Source organism: Marinobacter mobilis, from assembly GCF_900106945.1.
GTDB classification, from domain to species: Bacteria; Pseudomonadota; Gammaproteobacteria; order Pseudomonadales; family Oleiphilaceae; genus Marinobacter; species Marinobacter mobilis.
Genome location: NZ_FNNE01000004.1, coordinates 47,224 through 66,590, shown reverse-complemented (window position 1 = coordinate 66,590; position 19,367 = coordinate 47,224). Strand labels below are relative to the sequence as shown.

Annotated in this window: 18 protein-coding genes; 6 read left to right on the top strand and 12 right to left on the bottom strand. The window is 60.1% G+C overall.

What is annotated here, in order from left to right; genetic code table 11:
• Positions 1–38: 38 nt before the first annotated feature.
• From BLV11_RS07310 to pdxR, 3 genes are all read right to left on the bottom strand, one after another.
• Positions 39–1,295 (bottom strand): OmpP1/FadL family transporter, encoded by a 1,257-nt coding sequence (locus BLV11_RS07310; RefSeq protein WP_091812320.1) that lies wholly within the window; start codon positions 1,293–1,295, stop codon positions 39–41.
• 88 nt (positions 1,296–1,383) lie between these two features.
• Positions 1,384–2,553, bottom strand: a complete 1,170-nt coding sequence (locus BLV11_RS07305; protein ID WP_091812319.1) for a sterol desaturase family protein — start codon at positions 2,551–2,553, stop codon at positions 1,384–1,386.
• A 172-nt stretch (positions 2,554–2,725) separates the two neighbouring features.
• Positions 2,726–4,168: a MocR-like pyridoxine biosynthesis transcription factor PdxR gene (pdxR, locus tag BLV11_RS07300; RefSeq protein WP_091812318.1), complete on the bottom strand. Its 1,443-nt coding sequence runs from the start codon at positions 4,166–4,168 to the stop codon at positions 2,726–2,728.
• A 98-nt stretch (positions 4,169–4,266) separates the two neighbouring features.
• On the opposite strand from pdxR, the gene BLV11_RS07295 reads away from it, so the two are divergent.
• On the top strand, positions 4,267–4,866 hold the full coding sequence (locus BLV11_RS07295; protein WP_091812317.1) for a pyridoxamine 5'-phosphate oxidase family protein: 600 nt from the start codon (positions 4,267–4,269) through the stop codon (positions 4,864–4,866).
• Between the two features lie 8 nt (positions 4,867–4,874).
• On the opposite strand, the gene BLV11_RS07290 is transcribed toward BLV11_RS07295, so the two are convergent.
• A complete protein-coding gene (locus BLV11_RS07290) occupies positions 4,875–5,747 on the bottom strand; it encodes a metal-dependent hydrolase (protein ID WP_091812316.1) in 873 nt (290 codons plus the stop codon).
• 120 nt (positions 5,748–5,867) lie between these two features.
• A complete protein-coding gene (locus tag BLV11_RS07285) occupies positions 5,868–6,764 on the bottom strand; it encodes a LysR family transcriptional regulator (RefSeq protein WP_091812315.1) in 897 nt (298 codons plus the stop codon).
• A 114-nt stretch (positions 6,765–6,878) separates the two neighbouring features.
• Here BLV11_RS07285 and metE point away from each other — a divergent pair, with 114 nt between their 5' ends.
• Positions 6,879–9,158 (top strand): 5-methyltetrahydropteroyltriglutamate--homocysteine S-methyltransferase, encoded by a 2,280-nt coding sequence (metE, locus tag BLV11_RS07280; RefSeq protein ID WP_091812314.1) that lies wholly within the window; start codon positions 6,879–6,881, stop codon positions 9,156–9,158.
• Here metE and trpB read toward each other — a convergent pair.
• The 4 genes from trpB to BLV11_RS07260 form a co-directional block, all read right to left on the bottom strand.
• Entirely contained in the window at positions 9,155–10,390 is a 1,236-nt protein-coding gene (gene trpB / locus BLV11_RS07275; protein WP_217634549.1) for a tryptophan synthase subunit beta, read from the bottom strand. The genes metE and trpB overlap by 4 nt on opposite strands.
• 165 nt (positions 10,391–10,555) lie before the next feature.
• Positions 10,556–11,398 carry a hypothetical protein gene (locus tag BLV11_RS07270; protein ID WP_091812313.1) on the bottom strand — a complete coding sequence of 281 codons (843 nt, stop codon included), beginning with the start codon at positions 11,396–11,398 and terminating at the stop codon, positions 10,556–10,558.
• Positions 11,389–11,988, bottom strand: a complete 600-nt coding sequence (locus BLV11_RS07265; RefSeq protein ID WP_175528306.1) for a hypothetical protein — start codon at positions 11,986–11,988, stop codon at positions 11,389–11,391. The genes BLV11_RS07270 and BLV11_RS07265 overlap by 10 nt, the downstream gene beginning before the upstream one ends.
• Before the next feature lie 192 nt (positions 11,989–12,180).
• Positions 12,181–12,999 (bottom strand): RluA family pseudouridine synthase, encoded by an 819-nt coding sequence (locus BLV11_RS07260; protein WP_091812311.1) that lies wholly within the window; start codon positions 12,997–12,999, stop codon positions 12,181–12,183.
• A gap of 351 nt (positions 13,000–13,350) precedes the next feature.
• Between BLV11_RS07260 and BLV11_RS07255 the strand changes: the two genes are divergently transcribed.
• Both BLV11_RS07255 and BLV11_RS07250 read left to right on the top strand, forming a co-directional pair.
• The gene (locus tag BLV11_RS07255) at positions 13,351–14,601 is read left to right on the top strand and encodes an ABC transporter substrate-binding protein (RefSeq protein WP_091812310.1); all 1,251 of its coding nucleotides are present in this window, start codon (positions 13,351–13,353) and stop codon (positions 14,599–14,601) included.
• 29 nt (positions 14,602–14,630) lie between these two features.
• Positions 14,631–15,332 carry a glutathione S-transferase family protein gene (locus tag BLV11_RS07250; RefSeq protein WP_091812309.1) on the top strand — a complete coding sequence of 234 codons (702 nt, stop codon included), beginning with the start codon at positions 14,631–14,633 and terminating at the stop codon, positions 15,330–15,332.
• Between the two features lie 44 nt (positions 15,333–15,376).
• Here the strand turns inward: BLV11_RS07250 and ybaK are convergent, their stop codons facing one another.
• Positions 15,377–15,853, bottom strand: a complete 477-nt coding sequence (gene ybaK / locus BLV11_RS07245; protein WP_091812308.1) for a Cys-tRNA(Pro) deacylase — start codon at positions 15,851–15,853, stop codon at positions 15,377–15,379.
• 142 nt (positions 15,854–15,995) lie between these two features.
• Here ybaK and ada point away from each other — a divergent pair, with 142 nt between their 5' ends.
• Entirely contained in the window at positions 15,996–16,841 is an 846-nt protein-coding gene (gene ada / locus BLV11_RS07240) for a bifunctional DNA-binding transcriptional regulator/O6-methylguanine-DNA methyltransferase Ada (protein ID WP_091812307.1), read from the top strand.
• Positions 16,842–16,845: 4 nt separating this feature from the next.
• Here ada and BLV11_RS07235 read toward each other — a convergent pair whose 3' ends face one another.
• Positions 16,846–17,646, bottom strand: coding sequence for a DODA-type extradiol aromatic ring-opening family dioxygenase (locus BLV11_RS07235; RefSeq protein ID WP_091812306.1), 801 nt, complete (start codon positions 17,644–17,646; stop codon positions 16,846–16,848).
• 178 nt (positions 17,647–17,824) lie between these two features.
• Between BLV11_RS07235 and BLV11_RS07230 the strand changes: the two genes are divergently transcribed.
• The gene (locus tag BLV11_RS07230) at positions 17,825–18,154 is read left to right on the top strand and encodes a potassium channel family protein (RefSeq protein ID WP_091812305.1); all 330 of its coding nucleotides are present in this window, start codon (positions 17,825–17,827) and stop codon (positions 18,152–18,154) included.
• Positions 18,155–18,166: 12 nt separating this feature from the next.
• Here the strand turns inward: BLV11_RS07230 and BLV11_RS07225 are convergent, their stop codons facing one another.
• Positions 18,167–19,225, bottom strand: a complete 1,059-nt coding sequence (locus tag BLV11_RS07225) for a phospholipase A (protein WP_091812304.1) — start codon at positions 19,223–19,225, stop codon at positions 18,167–18,169.
• Positions 19,226–19,367 lie beyond the last annotated feature (142 nt).

Sequence of the window (19,367 nt, the reverse complement as noted above, 5' to 3'; positions counted from 1 at the left end):
AGGACGCCACCGTTAACGGGTGGCGGGGGGAACCGGACTCAGAACGACCAGCCCAGGGAGGCCATGGCGCCGATCTGGTACATGGATATCTCGATGTCCTGACCGGGCCCCAGCGGGTTCGGCCCCGTGACGCTCTTGCGTGGTGAATAGAACAGGGCGCCGGAAACTTCCAGCTGCTGGCTGAACTGACGGGTGAAGCCGCCAGTGAAATGCCATTCCTGAACGCCAGGCGCGAGGATGTTGAACAGCACTTCCGAATCGGGGATTGGCTGCTCGCCGTAACTGACACCGGCCCGCCAGATCTGGCTGTCGTTCTGTTGCCACTGCCAGCCAAGCTTGACGACGGTAGAGGCGTTCCAGCCAAAGCCGGCACCATTTTCATCCCCCAGGCGTGCGGTCATCAGGTTTGGCAGCAGCGGATTGCCAATGCTGTTGATTTCATCATAGCGAAGGTGCTGGGCTTCCAGCAGCCACCACTGATTTTCCAGGCCTGACCAGGCGATACCGGCATTGAACAGCTGGGGGATATCAAAACCACCCTGTTCGGCAAACAGGCCCTGGTATTTGTCGAAGGAATCCATTTCCAGGATCGAGCGCCAGCTCACCCCGGCACGCAGGGTGTCGGTCACCTCGCCCTGCCAGCCGATCTGGAAACCATAGCCCCAGGCGTCATCCACCCCACGGTCGGTCAGTGCCGAGGGATCGGCAGAGAAACCGGCAAAATTGCCCAGACCTTTTGCTTCAAAACGCTGGTAGGCAATGACCGGTGAAAAGCCGATGGCCTGGTTGTCCGCAAATTTCCATGACCAGGTCGGTGCGATGAACACCTGCTCCAGATTGACCCCGGTATGGCCGCCATAGAAAGGCCCGCCGTTGGTGTCGGGATATTCCGTATTCATGCCGCCGTTGGCGTAGATGGTCAGTCCCAGGGACGTGGTGTCAGAAACCTGGCGGTTGTATCCGAAATGGGGAATGAGGAAGCCGTTTCGGTGACTCTCGTAGGTACCCGGTTGCAGATAGAAGGTGCCAGCCGGAGGCGCAGGGTTGCCGCCCTCGACGGTGTACTCACGACGTGGCGAAAACACCTCCAGACCAAGATCCATGCGGCTGCCCACAAACGCCATACCGGCCGGGTTGGTGGCCGCGGCGATGCTGTCCTGGGAAAAGGCAGTACCGGTGCCGGCCATGCCAGCGCTGATGGTGCCGTAACCGTGCTGGAAATAGCCGTTGGTAGCCAGTGCGGATACTGGCGTCAGGGCCAGCAGGCCGAAGGCGAGAAGGTGTCGCTGGAACATCGTGAACCTCTGTTCATTTTTGGCAAAAATATGCCGCGATCTTATACACAAAAGGGGCTAGAACCTAAAGTAATTAATTTGGATATGCTTATTCTTGAGCCCGGGTCTGAACCCCCGCCTGTGCCGGGTCAGGTTTTTTTCCCAGCCAGTGGCGGAACGGGTACAGGAACTGGCCCACGATCCCCTCCGGGACATCGTTTGAACGGGTGCCGTAACGATTGGCCAGGGTCGATGGCATGTAGGTGGTACCAAACAGAACGTCGTAGATGGGCAGAAAACCTGCGTAGTTGCGATCCACGGCAGCGTCTTCCGAGGAGTGATGCCAGTGATGGAATTCCGGCGTAGCGATCAGCCAGCGCAGCAGCGGAAAGCGGAAGCGGACATTGGCGTGAATGAAAATGGCGTGGAACGAAACAAACACCAGATAGGCGTACACCGCAGACGGCGCAAAGCCGAGGATGAAGATCGGCAGATAGCCGGCGAAGCGGTTGGCGAGAATTTCCAGCACGTGCAGGCGGGAGGAGGCCAGCCAGTCCATCTGTTCGGTGGAGTGATGAACCGCATGAATTTTCCATAGCGCGGGTATTTCATGCATGGCGCGGTGAATCCAGTAGGTGCCGAAATCGACCACCAGCAGAATTTCGATGAACTGCAGCCAGAGCGGCTGAGCAGCGACCCATTGCTGTAGATCCCAGGTCGAGGCCTGGTGAAGGTAAACCTGAATCGGAATAATGGTGAAAAAGCTGATCAGCTGAATACCCAGGTGGCTGACCATGAAATACTTGAGGTCGGTGATCCAGCCCTTGCGCAGGACCTTCTGGTGCGGGTCCTTGGGGAACGCGCGTTCCAGTGGAATGAACACCAGTGCCAGAATCACCAGGGTCAAAATGAAGTAATCCAGCCCCACATAAAGGTTACGGGTATCGATATCGGGCGCCTCGATCTGGCCCGAACCCAGCAATGCCGCCGCTGTGGCCAGCAACATGCCGGTCAGCCCGAAGCCCATCGACGAGTGTTTCATGATGGAGTAAAAGCCGAAGCCAAAACCGATTGCGATGCTGGCCTGCAACATCGTTTTCAGAACCTGGCTGTCGTAGAAGCCCCGGAAATCCGGTGTCGTGAACAATTCCGGCCAGAGGAAGCAGAAGGCGCCCAGCAGGGACAGCAACCCGATTGCGATAGACAGGGCTGCACTGCCCTTGCCCTGGCCGGGTTGCAGGTCGACGTTTTCGTAATGCTTCCTCAGTGTTCTGCTCATGATGCCTGCTTCCCTGATGGCGGAGACCGGTTGGTGGTGTTAATGGGTGGTTGCATTCAAGCACACATCCGGTGGCCTGAAACCCGTCAAGCATAAAGTATCAGCTGGCCGGCTGTCAGGTATTGAAAAGTGATACCTTGAGCGCCGTCTCGGTGCTGGTCACCGCCGTGCTCTAGCCGGCAGGCAGCAACTGTGCCAGGGCGGCAATGCAGCCGTCGATTTCACGTTCACTGGCACTGGCGAACCCCATGACCAGCCCCTGGCGTCTGGCGGTGCCAATAAAATGGTCGCTCAGGGGCGCGCTACCATACCCTCGCTGACGCAGTTTCCGGCTTACCTCGCCATCGTTGAACGATCCCTCCAGCACCTGGTGCATCCCGGCGCTTTCGGCCACCGGGGTGACCTGCCCGGCCAGTGTCTCGCTGACCCGAGCCTGGAAATATTGCCATTTATCGCGGTAGAGCTGACGCATACGCCGCAGGTGACGGGTGAACTGGCCACTGTCGATGAACTCGGCAATCACCGCCTGACTCAGGAGCGGGCTTTCGCCACCGCTGATGCGTTTGGCCCAGACGAAATGATCCACCAGCGGTTCGGGAACCACCAGATAACCGACCCTAAGTGCCGGCAGCAGCGTCTTGCTGAAGCTGCCGACATACAGCACCGGAGCCTGGTCGAACAGGCCCTGAATGGCGGCGAAGGGTTTGTTGCAGAAATGGAACTCGCTGTCGTAGTCGTCCTCGATGATCCAGGTCTGGTTTTGCTGCGCCCATTGCACCAGGGCCATGCGCTGGGAAATATCGAGAATGCCCCCCATGGGGTACTGGTGGGTGGGGGTGCAGTACAACAACCGGGCCGGGCCTATGTCACCCAGGGCGTCGATATCCAGCACCTCACGCCTGAGCGGCACCGGCACCAGGGTATGTCCCTGCCGGCCCAGCGCATATCGGGCGCCGCGATAGCCCGGGTCTTCGCTCAGTACCCGGTCCCCCGGGCGCAGAAACACGTCGCCAATCAGCGCCAGCCCCTGTTGGGCTCCCTGGGTCACAATCACCTGATCGTGGTGGCAACGCACACCGCGGGAAACCCGCACGTACTCGGCAATGGCCTTGCGCAGAGGCGGGTAACCCTGCAGGTCACTGTAGCCTAACAGCTGGGTGCGGCTTTCCTGGTGATGGAGCAGCCGGTTCCAGCTGCGGATGGGGAACGCGTCCAGGTCCGGCAGGCCGGGATTGAACGGCAGATTGGCATCGTCATCGCCGCGCCGGAACGGCCCCACCGGGCGTGGGAGTGATGGCAGCATGCCCGGTCCGGCGCCGACCGGCCGGGAAGTTGCGCCGCGTTCAAAGGCGAGGCGGTGGGGCTCAATGTCCTCGTGCACGAAGATGCCCTTGCCGGCCTGGCTGCGAAGGAAGCCCTCGGCCTTGAGTTGGTCGTAGACCGCGTTGACGGTATTGCGGCTGACGCCGAGGTCAGCGGCCAGCTGGCGACTGGATGGCAGCTGGCGGCCGGGAAGGTAGCGCTGCTGAAGAATACGCTGGGACAGTTGCCGGTAGAGTTGCTGTTGCAAGGGGGCCGGGCCGTCCAGTGACAGGTCGTCGATGACGGGGGTCATTGATTAACTGGTCCCATGATAAGTTATAATCTGGATCTTTTTATGGTATCAGATGCGAATTCTAATAGGGCTCCCAACGACGAAAAAAGGAGCTTCTGATGTCGTCCCCTGAAACCCTACCGCCTCTGGAATCTGCCCTCACCTGCTGCCCGAGAAGCCGGGTCAAACGCGCACCGAAGCGGGCCAGCTATGACCGTGCGCCCGCCTATGCACTGATTGACCGGCTGAAAACTGCCCATCTGGCGTTTGTGGAAGAGGGAGAGCCAAGGATCATTCCCATCACCGCCTGGCGGTTGCATGACAATCTCTATATCCATGTGCTCAACGGGGGGCGACTGTCGAAACGGCTGGCCGCAGGCATACCGCTGTGCCTGTCCTTTGCGGTGACCGACGAATGGGTAATGAGCAAATCGGCCTTTCACCACAGTGCGAACTACCAGTCGCTGGTGCTGTTCGGTAAAGCGGAAGCGGTAACGGCCGCGGATGAATTCGACGCGGCTTTCGCGGCGATGATTAACCAGCTGGAGCCCGGCCGCTGGGATCAGGTTCGCACCCCTAATGCTAAAGAACGCAAGGCGACCGCCCTGTTCCGCATTCCGATAGCGGAAGGGGCCTTCAAGAGTCGCACCGGTGGCCCCAACGAAGAGCCGGAGGATCTGGCGCTGCCGGTGTGGCATGGCACTGTGTCCGCCGGCTGAGGCTGGGATCAGCTGTTCGGCTTGAGCCACTTCCGTTTGGCCTTTTCCACCAGCCAGCGGGCATCGTGATTCCAGGGATGGAAAGCGGGGCTGTAGTAGCGGAAGTAGGACGGCAGCAGTTTGCGGAGGACGCCGGGTTTGCCCCACATGAAGTTGGCCAGGCTGCCCCAGGCCTTGAGGTTGCCGAGCTGGCCGTCCTCCTTCATCAGTTGTACCAGGTGGATACCGCTGAAGATTGGAAACACGACACTGACCACCAGCATTTCCGACAGTCGCACCAGTTCGCTGCCACCGATGCTCTTGTAGACGTCGAAGGCCACCGCCTTGTGCTCGGATTCCTCAATCGCGTGCCAGGCCCAGATCGGGGCAATTCGTGGATCCATTTCGTCCAGCGCGTTGTACTTGAGCAGGAACTCCTCGGCCATTAACGCAGTGAAGTGCTCGACCGCTACGGTATGGGCCAGCTGCCGTTCCGGAGAAAAGTGCTTGCGCATCCAGTTCATGAAATCCAGGATTTCCGACTCTAACCGTGCAAGGTCAATGCCCTGTTCCTGCAGGCGGCCATTCAGGGCCTTGTGCTCCTTCGAATGGTGGGCTTCCTGACCGATAAAGCCGCGGATAGCCTGCTGCAACTCGGGGTCGGTGATGCGGTCCTGGTAATAGCGGACCGAGTCGATGAAGAACCGCTCGCCGGGGGGGAAGCTGGAAGACAGGGCGGCCAGCAGCAGGGTCTTGGCCGGGTTGTTGTCCCACCAGTATTTCGGCATATCGGCGGGGAAGTCGAACTCGGGGCGGCGGATCTGCGGAATCATGCCGGCGGGGGTGGCCGCTTTATGGCGCAGGGTCCGGGTGGCTCGCGAGATGGCAGCAACAGCATTCATGGAAAGCCTCCTGAGGCTTGAAATTGTTATAGCTCTGATGAATACCGTAGCGCTTGCGGACGTACTGCGTGAGGGGATGGGCGGACAAAGCACTTGTCATTAGTGGCCAGATGCGAACCTTTAACGCGTCATCTCACTGGTCTGGTTGGCGATTTCAATGAAGCCCTGGATGAAGTCCAGTTCGTTGTCATCGACCCTGACGCCTACGTGGATCTGCTTCTGAATACCCTGTGGACCCAGGCGTAAGGAGGTGACTGGCAGCTTGTGGCAGTATTCCTTTACCAGCCAGTCGGGGAATGCGGCAACACCACGCCCGGCCGCCACCATCTGCAGGATGATGTCGGTGGTTTCCAGGGTCTTGTGCTGCTTCGGGCTGCAGCCTGCGGGCAGCAGGAACTGGCTGAACACGTCCAGTCGCTCGATTTCCACCGGGTAGCTGATCAGGGTTTCCGAGCCCAGCTGTTCGGGCAGCACCCGGGTTTTGCCGGCCAGTGGGTGATCGCTCGCCACGACCAGTACCTGCTCGTAATCAAATACCGGGGTGAAGGCGATGCCCTCCTTGAACAGTGGGTCAGGGGTGATCAGCACGTCGATATCGTAACCGAACAGGGCCGCCATACCGCCAAACTGAAAGGCCTGCTTGACGTCCACATCCACCTTCGGCCACGCCGCGAGAAAGGGAGAAACGGTTTTCAGCAGCCACTGGTAACAGGGGTGGCATTCCATGCCGATGCGCAGGGTACCGCGCTGACCAGCGGCGTATTGCTGCATCAACACCTCAGCATGCTCGAATTGGGGCAGCAGCCGGTTGGCGAGCCCCAGCAGGTACTGACCGGCCCTGGTCAATCGCAACTGCCGACCCTCTTTCACCCACACCGTCGTTCCCAGTTGTGTTTCCAGCTTCTTGATGGCGTGGCTGAGGGCGGATTGGGTCAGGTGTAGGCGTTCCGCAGCTTCCGTGAGGGTACCGCAACGGTCCACTTCCCGCAGGATCGCCAGGTGAGATCGTTCCAACATTTGCCCGTCCTTGATTGTAATGAATTATGCTCATGGATTAATGATTATTTACCATTATTATTCATCGATTGGAACTCCTATGCTGGCTCACATTCTCAACAACGGAGGTGAACCATGGCGATCACACACAACCTTGGATTTCCGCGTATCGGGGCGCGGCGTGAACTGAAATTTGCTCTGGAAGAGCACTGGCGCGGCGAATTGCCGGCGCCAGCGCTGTTAGAGCTGGCTGCCGGTTTGCGGCAGGATCATTGGCAGCTACAGGGCGAACTGGACTGGCAGCCGGTCGGCGACTTTTCCCTGTACGACCAGGTCCTGGACATGAGTGTGACCCTGGGCAACCTGCCGGCGCGGGTGCGTGACCTGGGGGGCGATGAGCTGACCGCTTACTTCCGCACTGCCCGCGGCCGGGCACCGGGGGATGCTGGCGACAGCGTGGTGGCCGCTGGCGAGCTGACCAAGTGGTTCGATACCAACTACCACTACATTGTGCCGGAGTTTTCGACAGACACCCGCTTCAGCCTTGATCCCAGCCGGTTACTGGCGCAGATCGACGAAGCCCGGGGCCAGAATGTGGCGGTCAAGCCGGTTATCCTGGGCCCGCTTAGCTATCTCTGGCTGGGCAAGGCCAAGGATGGCAGCGATCCGCTGGCCCTGCTGGATGGCTTGCTGCCGGTGTACGCCGAGTTATTCGAGACCCTGGGGCGTACCGGTGTTGAGTGGGTCCAGGTGGACGAGCCGGTACTGGTCACGGAGCTGTCCGAAACCTGGCAGCAAGCCTATCTGAGGGCCTACCGGTTCCTCGCCGGTCGTGGTCCGAAGAAGCTGCTGACCACCTACTTCGGGCGTCTGGCGAACAATCTTGAGCTGGCCCTGAGCCTGCCGGTGGATGGCCTGCATCTGGATGCGCAGGCCAATCAGGACAAGCTGGAGAGCCTGGCCGCCGGACTACCGGACGATCGTATCCTCTCCCTCGGGGTGATCAATGGCCGTAATATCTGGAAAAGCGACCTTAATGCCCTGCTGGATCGCCTGGAACCCCTGCACCGGCAGCTGGCGGACCGCTTGTGGCTGGCGCCAAGCTGTTCGCTGTTACACGTGCCGGTGGATCTTACCAGCGAGCAGCAGCTTGATGCGGAAGTGCGCAACTGGCTGGCCTTCGCCCGCCAGAAACTGGACGAGTTGACCACCCTGGCGACGGCGCTCAATCAGGGCCGGGCTGCGGTGGCGGAGGCGTTGCAGGCCAATGCCGAGGCATTGCGCAGCCGACGTGAGTCGCAGCGGGTCAACCGGGTTGACGTCAAGGCCCGCCTGCAGGCTTTGGACGCGAGCTGGGGACAGCGTCAGAGCCCCTTTGCGGAACGCATCCGCCAACAGCAGGACCGGCTGAGGCTGCCAGCCTACCCGACCACCACCATCGGCTCCTTCCCCCAGACCAGTGAAATCCGTCAGTTGCGCCGCCGTTATCGCCAGGATGAACTGGATGAACGACGTTACCGGGCCTGTATTCAGCACGAGATCGCCCGCTGCATTCGCGAACAGGAAGCGCTGGGCCTGGATGTACTGGTTCATGGAGAGGCTGAGCGTAATGACATGGTGGAATACTTTGGCGAACAGCTCGACGGCTACGCCTTCAGCCAGTTTGGCTGGGTTCAGTCCTACGGCTCCCGCTGCGTCAAACCGCCGATCCTTTACGGAGATATTCAACGCCCCAAAGCCATGACGGTGGACTGGATTCGCTATGCCCAGTCGCTGACCGACAAACCGGTCAAGGGCATGCTCACCGGCCCGGTCACTCTGCTCAACTGGTCGTTTGTGCGTGATGACCAGCCGCGTTCGGTCACCTGCTTCCAGCTGGCGTTGGCCATCCGTGACGAAGTGCTCGACCTGGAGCAGGCGGGTGTGGAAATCATCCAGATTGACGAAGCGGCCTTACGGGAAGGGTTACCGTTAAAACGGTCCCAGTGGCCGGACTATCTGGACTGGGCGGTGGATGCCTTCCGCCTGGCGGCCAATGGGGTGGCCGATACCACCCAGATCCACACCCACATGTGCTATTCGGAGTTCAATGACATTATTGATGCCATTTCCCGAATGGATGCGGACGTCATCACGATTGAAACATCCAGGTCGGACATGGAACTGCTGGCGGCGTTTGATCGCTTCCGCTATCCCAATGATATTGGACCGGGGGTGTACGACATCCATTCGCCGAACATCCCCAGTCACGACCAGATCGTGGAGTTGATGGCCAAGGCCGGCCGGCGGATTCCCGCCGAGCGACTGTGGATCAATCCGGATTGCGGGCTGAAAACCAGGGGCTGGCCGGAAGTGCTGCCGGCCCTGGAGAACATGGTGGCGGCTGCCCGCACCCTGCGTGAAGCCGTGGCCTAGTTGGCGAGGTGCACACCGAAGGCGTCGCCATAGTGTTCAACCACGAAGTCGATGTCCTTGTCGCCACGCCCGGACAGGTTTACCAGGATGCTCTCGCCGGGATGCGTCTTGGCCAGTTTGAGGGCGTAGGCGACGGCATGTGAGGATTCGATGGCCGGGATGATGCCTTCGGAGCGGGACAGTTCAAAGAACGCTTCGATGGCTTCCTGGTCGTTGATGGTGTCGTAAGTGACCCGGCCGCTGTCCTTGAGGAAACTGTGCTGGGGGCCCACTGAGGGGTAGTCCAGGCCACTGGCCACGGAATAGACCTCTTGCGGTTCTCCTTCAGCGTCCTTCAGCATGTAGGACTTGAAACCGTGCATGATGCCGGGCTCGCCCTTGGTCATGGTGGCCGCGTGTTCGCCGTCGGTCTCAAGATCACGTCCCGCGGGTTCAACGCCCCAGAGTTTTACGTCCTGGTCTTCAAGGAACGCGGAGAAGATGCCCACGGCATTGGAACCGCCGCCAACACAGGCCACCACGTTGTCCGGCAGCTGGCCGGTCTGGGTCAGCATCTGTGCCCGGGCCTCGTTGCCGACAATGGACTGGAAATCCCGCACCATCATCGGGAACGGGTGTGGTCCGACGACCGAACCGATGGCGTAGAGCTGGTTGATGGGGTCCTCGAGATAGGCTTCAAAGGCCGCATCGACAGCTTCTTTCAGGGTCTTACGGCCATGAGTGGCGGGAATCACCCGGGCGCCAAGGATTGCCATACGGACGACGTTCGGGTGCTCCTTGCGGATATCCACTTCGCCCATATAAATATCGCACTCAAGGCCGACCAGTGCGGCGGCGGTCGCTAAAGCTACGCCGTGCTGGCCTGCCCCGGTTTCGGCAATGAGCTTCTTCTTGCCCATCTTCTTGGCCAACAGGGCTTCACCGAGGCAATGGTTGATCTTGTGGGCGCCGGTATGGTTCAGGTCTTCCCGTTTCAGGAAAATCTCGGCGCCACATTTGCGACTGAGGTTCCTGGCATGGAACACCGGGCTGGGGCGGCCAACATAATGGCTGTAGAGTTCTGCCAGCTCGCGGCGAAACTCCGGGTCTTCGCGAATATCGAGGTAAGCCTGGGTGATTTCATCCATCACCGCCTTGAGCTGATCTGGAATAAAACTGCCGCCGTATTCGCCAAAGTAGCCGTCGGCGCTGGGAAGATCATGGAGAAAGGTATTGGTGATGGTATCGCTCATTGCGCGCTCCTGAAGAATGGCCCGTTGCCCGGTTTGTTCGTCACTCCGGTGTTGACTGGCCCACGGTCCGGGGTTCCGGACTGTGGGCGCAACAGTATATCGGATTGTGGAAACCTGGTGTTGGGCCCATGCGCAGGCAGTGGTGCACCGGCCTGAAGGAAGGGCTTAGCGGCGACGGCTACGAAGCCACAGCAGTGACAGCAACCCGAACAGCAGCCAATGGCCGGCGCCACCGCCGCCGTTGCCACCGTTTGGTGCGCCAAATACTTGCAGTTCGAGCGCGATGATCTGGGACTCAATGTCATCAAGCATCGCCTCGATGTCATCGGCACTGGCCAGTTGCTCGCTGATCAGGCTGGCTTCCATCTGGGACTTGATGACCACATCGGTCTGGGCGATGGCACTGGCGACCTGAGTCAGACGACGCAAGGCACTGTCGTTGCCGACGCTGACCTCACCATTTGTCAGCTCACTGTCACCACCTATGGCCACGCCTCCGTTGGCGGAACTGGACAGTTCGACGCTGGTAAGCCGGGCGTAATCGACAAGGGGTTGGCAGTTCATGGTCTCCGCGGGCTGTCCGGCCGGGATGGTTCCGTTGACGACGGGGTTAAACGGGTCACTGCAGTCGTAGTCCGGCGCGGTGCCGTCGCTGATCACCGCAGCTTTGTCGGTGCCATAAAGCTGTATATAGAACCGGTTATCACCACCGTTGGACGATTCATTGGCTTCAACGCGCCAGGAATTGCCCAGCTCACTGTCAAGGTAACCACCTTCCAGGTTCCGGCGGACAGCCTCCGTGGTGGCGGAGGTGTCCAGCCAGCGGATGCGATCGTTGTTTTCCTTGAGAACGAAGCTGTGGTCGGTGAAGGTCTCGCCGGATACGCAATCGGTGCCAAGGCACTGGTTACCCTGCACCACCAGGTTGTCGGTCTTGATCACGTCAGCGGAAACCGTGGCGCCAAGCACCAGCCCCACCGCCGCCGCAAGAAGGCGTGTCAGTGCCATGAGTCACCGTCCTGATCGATGGCCTGTGTTTGCGCCACTTTATCTGCGATACGATCCAGACGGTCCAGCATCGCTGTCATACGGGCTTCAAAACCATCCAGGCGATTGTTCAGCGCCTCTATATCCTGTTGTGCTGTCGCTTCGGCGGTTGCCTGAAAGGCTTCAAACTGGCGCAGGTTAACGGCGTCGGTGTCGTCGATTGCATCGGCCACGTGACTGACACGACGTTCGTTGCCAAGATTACCAACCGATACGGCGCCCTCGACCAGCCCGGCACCTGCGCCCAGGGCTACATCACCGTCCGGTGAGATAACCAGTACGTCCTGACTGGCCGTTTCACTGCGAACAAAGAACGACGTGCGTGATGCGGTACCACCATCGGTGATGCCCATGCTCCAATCTTCTATAGGAAAACTGGCGGTATTGCTGGTGTCCCAGAAGTGAATTTGCGGGGTTGGTGATTTCAGTCGCAGAGTGTCGAAGTCGAAGTCTTCGCCGTCGACACAGTCGCTTCCCACGCACATGCTGAACGGGACAATAAGGTCGTCAAGGATCACTTCATCAGCACTGGCCACTACTGTCAGGGTCATGGCCAACCCGCCCGCTATCAAACGTAATGCACCCATTGCCCACCTCGTCTGAGCTATACGAACCCCTTGAGCGGCAGTGCCCAATCAGAGTTCTGGAAAAGAGCCTGCGAAATTAGCGGATCATGCTAAATGATACAAATGCTAAATTGTTAAATGTCGACATAATTGGCGAGCGCCCGCCGAGGCGGCCGCTCAGGGATCGGTTTGCGGTGTCAGTTGCAGGTGCTCCGGCAGCGTTATGTGGACGGGCCGGTTTCTTAATGGGCACTGGAATTCCAGTTCAACGGCAAGCAGCTGCAGTGGCTGTGGGCCGGCCTGACCATACAGTCGGTCGCCCACAATGGGGTGGCCAATGCCGGCAAGGTGGCGGCGGATCTGGTGTTTCCGCCCGGTTTCTATTGTGACTGAAACCAGGGTTTGATCATCAGCCTGGTGCAGGGTGGTGACGCGGCTCACCGCCGCTTTGCCCTCGACAGGCGCGTCGATCAGGCGATCGTCCGCCACAAGTTGTCCTGAGATCCGGGCCTGGTAGACCTTGTGAATGGTACGACCCTGGAACAGCCGGGACAGCTCTCCGGCAGCCTTGGGATCGTGGGCAATGACCATCAGGCCGGCGGCATCGGCATCCAGCCGGTGTAACAGAAAACAGTCACGGCCGGTTTTCTGTTCGGCCCAGCGCAGCAGGCTGCAGTGATCCCCCCATTGGGACCCCTGGGCCAGCATGCCATGGGGTTTGTACCAGATGCTGTAACGTTTGTTGTCGAGCAGGCACTCGGCGGGCAAGGGCTTCAGTGCCAGGACCTTGTCATCATAGTAGAGGGCAATCCGGGTACCGGGCTGCAACGCCTTGGTTGCCCTTCTGAGTCGCAACTGTTTCCCCTTGTAAGTCCACCAGCAGGCGCCTTTAGTCATGGCATCCTTGATCCTGCCCTTGGGCAGGCCGGTGCGTTCGGCCAGGGCTTCCGCGGCAGTTTGGGGTTCGGTGACGGTGAGTTCAAAAGTCTTTCGCATGGCTCCGGCCGGTCGGATGGTGAGCCGGCCATTTTAAGCCGAGTTGAGGCGCAAGTGGGGAGATTCGTGCTCATTGACATGGAATGGCAAACAAAATCTATAGAACACGGTGTAAAGAACCGCTCGAATGACCTCGTGCCTTCGAGGGATTGAGGTCGTGTCGCGGCCAAGAGCTTTGTGTGGACTTACAATCCGTTACCAAACCTTCCACCATAGTCCCATTGTTGCCTTGGCAAGGGCTGCTGAAACTAACCGGCTTAAGAAAAAAACCATAAAACAGACAACACTGGTCGACCGAGGGGGTGCAGGAACGGTGGGCCTGCCGTTGTTGCCAACCGGAGACCTGTCACCATGAGTTTCAGAACGCTGCTTTTGTCTGTCTGTCTGCTTGCCCTAGTCAATACCGGCGCCGCCGCCGAATCACTCAGGCTGGGCTTCAACTATCCCCAATCCGGACGCTACAAGGAACAGGGGTTGCAGCAGCGACTCGGGGCATTTCTGGCGGTGGAGGAGATCAACCGGTCCGGCGGCGTGCTGGGTCGTCCGTTGGAGTTGGTGATTCGGAACAGTCGCGGTGAGCCTGACCAGGGCGCCGAGAATACCGCAGAACTCATCGACAACGAGGGTGCACAGATGGTGTTCGGCGGCGTGTCCAGTGCGGTTGCCATTGCCTCAGGCAAAGCCGCCAGGGACCGGGATCGGCTCTACTTTGGCACCCTAACCTATTCCAATGCCACCACCGGCAGCGAAGGGCACCGTCACATGTTCCGTGAGCCCTACAATGCGTGGATGACGGCGCGGGTGCTGAGTCAGTACCTCAATGCCAATCACGCGAATGAGGAATACTTCTACATTACTGCAGACTACACCTGGGGGTGGTCGGTGGAAGAGTCGCTGCGGGGATTCTCCAATACCTCCGATGTCGAACGTCATCAGGGCGTGCGTACGCCGTTCCCCAGAGCTCTGACCAGTGATTTCCAGGCGGCCCTGGAACAGGCCAAGGCCAGCGATGCCAAGGTGCTGGTGCTGGTGCTGTTTGGTGACGACATGGTGCGGGCGGTGAATCTTGCCTATGAGCTGGGGCTGACCCAGCAGATGCAGGTGGTGGTACCGAACCTGACGCTGGGCATGGCTCGTGAAGTCGGCCCGACCATTCTTGAAGGTGTGGTCGGCGCGGTGCCCTGGGTCTGGAACCTGCCTTACGAGCATGACTACGCCCGGGGGATGGCGTTTGTCGACGCCTTCTCCGAGCATTATGACATGCGCCCATCCTCGGCTGCGGCCTCGGCCTACAGCATCGTTTACCAATATCGCGATGCGGTTGAGCGGGCGGGCAGCACCAGAACGGCAGATGTCATGCGCGCTCTGGAAGGTCACCGCTACAGTCTGTTGAAAGATGAGCAGTACTGGCGGGCGTTCGATCACCAGAATGTGCAGAGCGTCCATGTGGTCAGAATCAACGACCGCGAGACCGTTATGGCGGACCCCTACAGTTCCGGATACTTTACTATCATTGCTTCGTTACCCGGTGACGAGGCCGCGCAGACCCGGGAGGAGTGGCAAGCCCGGCGTCGTGAAGCCGGCCGGTCTGATACACTGTAATACCCCTTGTTTGCCAGAGAGTCAGACCCGTGATCAGTCTCTACCAGTTTCCGTATGCCTGGCAGGTCAATGCCAGTCCCTTCTGTCTGAAGGTTGAAACCTACTGCCGGCTGGCGGGGATTGATTACCGGATCTGCCCGACCCCTCCGTTCAGGGCGCCCAGGGGCAAACTGCCCTACATTGTCGACGACGGTCGCACCATTGCTGATAGCCGCGAGATTGTGCAGCACCTGGAGAAAAAGGGAGGAACGCCACCGGGAGCGCCGTTGAGTGATGAACAGCGGGCAACGGGACACCTGTTGCGTGAGCTCTGTGAGCAAAGCCTGTACTTTGCCATGCTCTATTCGCGCTGGATGGACGACGCTTTCTGGCCGGAAACCCGCGTTGAGTTTTTCCGGACGTTGCCCCCCGGGGTGAAGAGCCTGTTGCCTCGCGTCGCCCGGCGCGGGGTGCTGGCGGCCCTGAAGGGACAAGGGCTGGGACGCTGCCCGCAGGAGGAAGTGTATGCCCGTGCTGCCGCTGATCTGGACGCCCTGGCCTGGGCATTGGAGCGCAATCCGTTTGCGGTGGGGCCGCAGCCCAGCGAATACGATGCGACGGTCTACGCCTTTCTGGTCAACCTGTTGCGGGTGCCGCTGGCGACGCCGGTTCGCCATCACGCTGAGACTCACCCGGTGTTTGCGGCTTACCTGGCGCGGATGGATCTGGTGCTGAACGGCTCCCCGTCCTGAGATTCTCGCCTACGATACCGAACGGGGTGTGTTCAACGGCCAGCTCAGCCGTCATCCTGAGTCAGGGCGACCAGCGTGGCGCCGGTGAGCTTTTGCAGGTCCGCGGGGGTCAGTTCAATTTCCAGACCCCGGCGACCGGCACTGACAAACAGAGTGTCGAAGTGGCTGGCGGATTGATCGATGAAGGTTTTCAAGCGCTTTTTCTGCCCCAGCGGACTGACACCGCCGAGCACATAACCGGTGGCGCGCTGGACCTCAGCGGGATCGGCCATGGCCGCTTTTTTGGCGCCCGCGGCCTTGGCAATCCGTTTCATACTCAGCATTGCGCTGACTGGAACCACGCCGACCGCCAACTCCCTGCCATCCACCGTTACCACCAGGGTCTTGAACACCCGGTTGGGGTCCACCCCCATTTTTTCCGCCGCCTCGGTGCCGTAGGACTCACTGGCGGGGTCGTGGCTGTATTCGTGAATGGTGTGCGTAATCTTGGCCTTGCGGGCGCTGTTGATGCCTGGGGTCATTGGGCTGTCCTTGGAATGGCAACGGCGGAATCAGCCCGCAATTTACCATGAATCCGGTCCTGCCGGGGGGCGCAACAATGGGGATGTTTTGCCCGGAAGATGGCGATACAGTGAGTTCAGGCGTGAGGATCAGGAGTGACACGTGGTGGTCAGCGATGTAAATACCAGTGAACAGCGTCACCGGACCCTGGTCGCGGAGCTCTGTCGCCGCATTGAGCAGGCGGAATCCGCGCCGACACTGGCAGAGCTGGCCGCTCAGGCCGGCCTGAGTCGTTATCACTTGCAGCGGGTGTTCAAAGCCGTGACCGGGATCAGCCCGGCGGCCTATGCCCGCCGCCATCGCCACCAGCGGCTGGCCCAGACGCTGCATCAGCCGTTGTCGGTGACCGAGGCGGCCTACGCCGCCGGTTATGCCTCCAGCAGTCATTTTTATCGGGAAGCCAATGAGATACTGGGTATGAATCCGAAGGATTACCAGCGTCATGGGCGCAACAACACCATCCGATTCGCGGTGGGCCAGTGTTCACTGGGGGCGATCCTGGTGGCGTGCAGCGAGCGCGGTATCTGTGCCATCGCCCTGGGCGAAGATCCTCAGGCGCTGGTGGAGGAGCTACAGGGTCAGTTCCGCAATGCGGAGCTGGTCGGCGGGGATCGCGGATTTGAGCAACAGATTGCGGCCGTGGTGGGGCTGGTGGAGCAGCCGCAATTGGGGCTGACGTTGCCACTGGATATTCGTGGCACGGCCTTTCAGCAGCGGGTATGGCAGGCCCTGCGTGCCATACCTCCGGGACAGACCGTCAGCTACAGTGATATCGCCCGCCGTATCGGATCGCCGGCAGCAGTGCGGGCGGTGGCCGGTGCCTGCGCCGCTAACCGGCTGGCCGTGGCGATTCCCTGCCACCGGGTGGTGCGCAGTGATGGCGGACTTTCCGGTTATCGTTGGGGCATTGCCCGCAAAAGAGCCTTGCTTGAACGCGAGCGGGGATGATCCTCTACCACAGCAGCGCGATGGCGCGATGGCCCATCACCGGTGCATCAAAAACCACTTCTGCGGGCTGGTTACCGGCCATTCCGGCACACAGGTGCAGTGGCAGCAGATGTTCCTCCCGCGGGTGGCACAAGCGGGCTCCGGGGGCCTGGGCCCAGTCGCGCAGCCGCTGATTGCGGGTGTCTGCGGTCAGCTCCGGATGGCAGCAGGTGTCGATCAGCCAGTGGTGGAATGCATCGACGTCATCGCGGTAACGGTCATCGCCGCTTCGCAATAACTGCATGTTATGGAATGACAGGCCAGAGCCAACCACCAGAATGTTGCGCTCACGCAACGCCGCCAGAGCCTGACCGATGGCCAGGTGCTGACCCGGATCCATCTCCTGCTGCAGGGCAATCTGCAGGCAGGGAATGCTGGCGTCCGGGTACATCAGTTTCAGCGGGATGAACAGGCCATGGTCAAAGCCGCGGTCGCGATCGCCCTGCGCATCGATACCAGCCGCTGCAAGGTGCTTGAGGATGGTCTCAGCCAGCGCTGGCGCGCCCGGTGCCGGGTATTCGATGCTGTAGCTCTCCGGCGGAAAACCGTAATAGTCGTAAATCAATGCCGGCTGTGCACCACTGGTCACAGTGACGACGGGGGCTTCCCAGTGGGCGCTGATGACCACTATGGCCTCGGGGGTACCCAGTCGTTGTGGGATGGTCTGCAGGAAGTCAGTCATCGCCCGGTGCCCGGGGTCCGCCAGCAGTGGCAGCGGGCCGCCGCCATGGGGCAGGTACAGGATTGGGGCCGGAGGTGTGGCCATGGCGTTTCTCCCGGATAGTGGGCCGATAATAGTACCCAATCATGGCGCTTTCACCACATTGGTGAAAGCGGAACCTGGTGACGGACTCCATCAGGAATATTGACGAGGGCCACTTCGCTGGTCCGGTGCTGGCCTATAATGGGCGCAAACCTCTTCAGAAATCTGGCAAAGAGCGACCATGCTTCGAGACATACTGCACCCTTCCCTGGTTTTCCTGTCCGAGCTTTGGGATCGGCTGCTGATTGCCTGGCCGATTCTGGTGTTCCTGATGATGCTCATCGCCCTGATGGGCTTGTGGGTGGGGCGCCGTGAAGGCTGGCGCTGGCAGGACAGTTTGTACTGGGCGGGTATCACCGCGACCACGGTTGGTTACGGCGACATTCGACCCAGACGTGGCGGCTCGCGGTTGCTGGCCCTGTTGATTGCGATGATCGGGCTGGTCTTCAGCGGCCTGGTGGTGGCGCTTGCGGTGAACGCCGGGCAGTCCATGGTTGAGCTGCTCAGGTAAGGCTGGCGTTCGTCACAGCCAGTCGTGGAGCATGATGCCGATACCGATCCGGTGAATCCGCACGTTGTAATCCACCAGGCTTTCCCCGTAGCCATTGAAGTACTGCACGTAGCCCTTGGTGGTTTTGCCCAATGGAAAGCTGTAACCAAGTTCAAAGGTGGTCTTGTTGTCGTGGCTGCGGAAGTTGTTACGTAACCGCAGTGACAGCGACTGGCTCTCATCGACCTTGTAGATCGCCCAGTAGTCACCATAGCCCACGTAGCGGGTCATATCCGGGTTGTTGTCGTCGCTGCTGCTCTCCGGGATGCGATACCAGGGATTGGCAATGAACAACCAGCGATCAACACCATACACCAGGTTGGCGGTAATCCGGTTCCAGCTGCGGGATTGCGGCTCAGTGCGACCATTGGACTGGTGGTTCAGACCCAGAGTCACCATATCGAGTCGCCCGGGCCCCAGATCGAGGCGGGCATCGTAGCGATAAAACAGCTCTGGCTGGTAATTGGTTTCCCGGAACGGTGCGGAATCTTCGGTATTGTAGAGTTGCCAGAAGCTGAGCTGGGTGTAGCCAAACCAGAGCGTGGAGCGCTTATCGAAAAGGCCGGGTAGCAGCGGCACCTTAAAGCTGATCTGAAACTTGACCTCATGCTCTTTGACGTCGTAATCGTAATCGGTAAAACCCAGGCTGGGACTGTAGGGTTGCTGGTTCGGCGATGAGACGTATGAGTACGGCATCAGGTACGTCTGTTTGTAGGGCAGAAAGTTACCCGAGAGCGACATGAACGCTTCCTCAGACGCCAGATGGCGGCTGATCAGTGCCCCGGTGAAACTGCTTTCCTCGCTGGCGCCGACTGCCCCCCCGGGCTTGGGGGCGAGCAGTTCGGTGGCCTGTTCGACCTGCTGCCGCTGCTCGGGCGTCGCGTTCATGGCGCGTTCCTCGGCGTTGACTGCGGTATCGAAGCAGGCCAGGCGCTTGGCGCCGTTTTCAATCAGCGCACAGTTTTCAACGGTTACCGGAGCGACGGGAGGGGGGCTGACCGACTTACTGGGAGGCTCGGCTCCCTGAGCCATCACGTGTCCGGGTAAAACAAAGGCCAGTGCCAGGCACCACCCTGATTGCCGTTGGTTACATGCCCACTCTGCCACTGCTAGCGCCACTGCCCCGCCCTTTCGTTGTTAAAACCAGTGCAGAGGTTACCACCATCGTGCGGCG

Coding starts and splice junctions, on each gene's coding strand:
- BLV11_RS07310 (WP_091812320.1), bottom strand. CDS start 1,295: ATGTTCCAGCGACACCTTCTCGCCTTCGGCCTGCTGGCCCTGACGCCA.
- BLV11_RS07305 (WP_091812319.1), bottom strand. CDS start 2,553: ATGAGCAGAACACTGAGGAAGCATTACGAAAACGTCGACCTGCAACCC.
- pdxR (WP_091812318.1), bottom strand. CDS start 4,168: ATGACCCCCGTCATCGACGACCTGTCACTGGACGGCCCGGCCCCCTTG.
- BLV11_RS07295 (WP_091812317.1), top strand. CDS start 4,267: ATGTCGTCCCCTGAAACCCTACCGCCTCTGGAATCTGCCCTCACCTGC.
- BLV11_RS07290 (WP_091812316.1), bottom strand. CDS start 5,747: ATGAATGCTGTTGCTGCCATCTCGCGAGCCACCCGGACCCTGCGCCAT.
- BLV11_RS07285 (WP_091812315.1), bottom strand. CDS start 6,764: ATGTTGGAACGATCTCACCTGGCGATCCTGCGGGAAGTGGACCGTTGC.
- metE (WP_091812314.1), top strand. CDS start 6,879: ATGGCGATCACACACAACCTTGGATTTCCGCGTATCGGGGCGCGGCGT.
- trpB (WP_217634549.1), bottom strand. CDS start 10,390: ATGAGCGATACCATCACCAATACCTTTCTCCATGATCTTCCCAGCGCC.
- BLV11_RS07270 (WP_091812313.1), bottom strand. CDS start 11,398: ATGGCACTGACACGCCTTCTTGCGGCGGCGGTGGGGCTGGTGCTTGGC.
- BLV11_RS07265 (WP_175528306.1), bottom strand. CDS start 11,988: ATGACCCTGACAGTAGTGGCCAGTGCTGATGAAGTGATCCTTGACGAC.
- BLV11_RS07260 (WP_091812311.1), bottom strand. CDS start 12,999: ATGCGAAAGACTTTTGAACTCACCGTCACCGAACCCCAAACTGCCGCG.
- BLV11_RS07255 (WP_091812310.1), top strand. CDS start 13,351: ATGAGTTTCAGAACGCTGCTTTTGTCTGTCTGTCTGCTTGCCCTAGTC.
- ybaK (WP_091812308.1), bottom strand. CDS start 15,853: ATGACCCCAGGCATCAACAGCGCCCGCAAGGCCAAGATTACGCACACC.
- BLV11_RS07235 (WP_091812306.1), bottom strand. CDS start 17,646: ATGGCCACACCTCCGGCCCCAATCCTGTACCTGCCCCATGGCGGCGGC.
- BLV11_RS07230 (WP_091812305.1), top strand. CDS start 17,825: ATGCTTCGAGACATACTGCACCCTTCCCTGGTTTTCCTGTCCGAGCTT.
- BLV11_RS07225 (WP_091812304.1), bottom strand. CDS start 19,225: ATGGCTCAGGGAGCCGAGCCTCCCAGTAAGTCGGTCAGCCCCCCTCCC.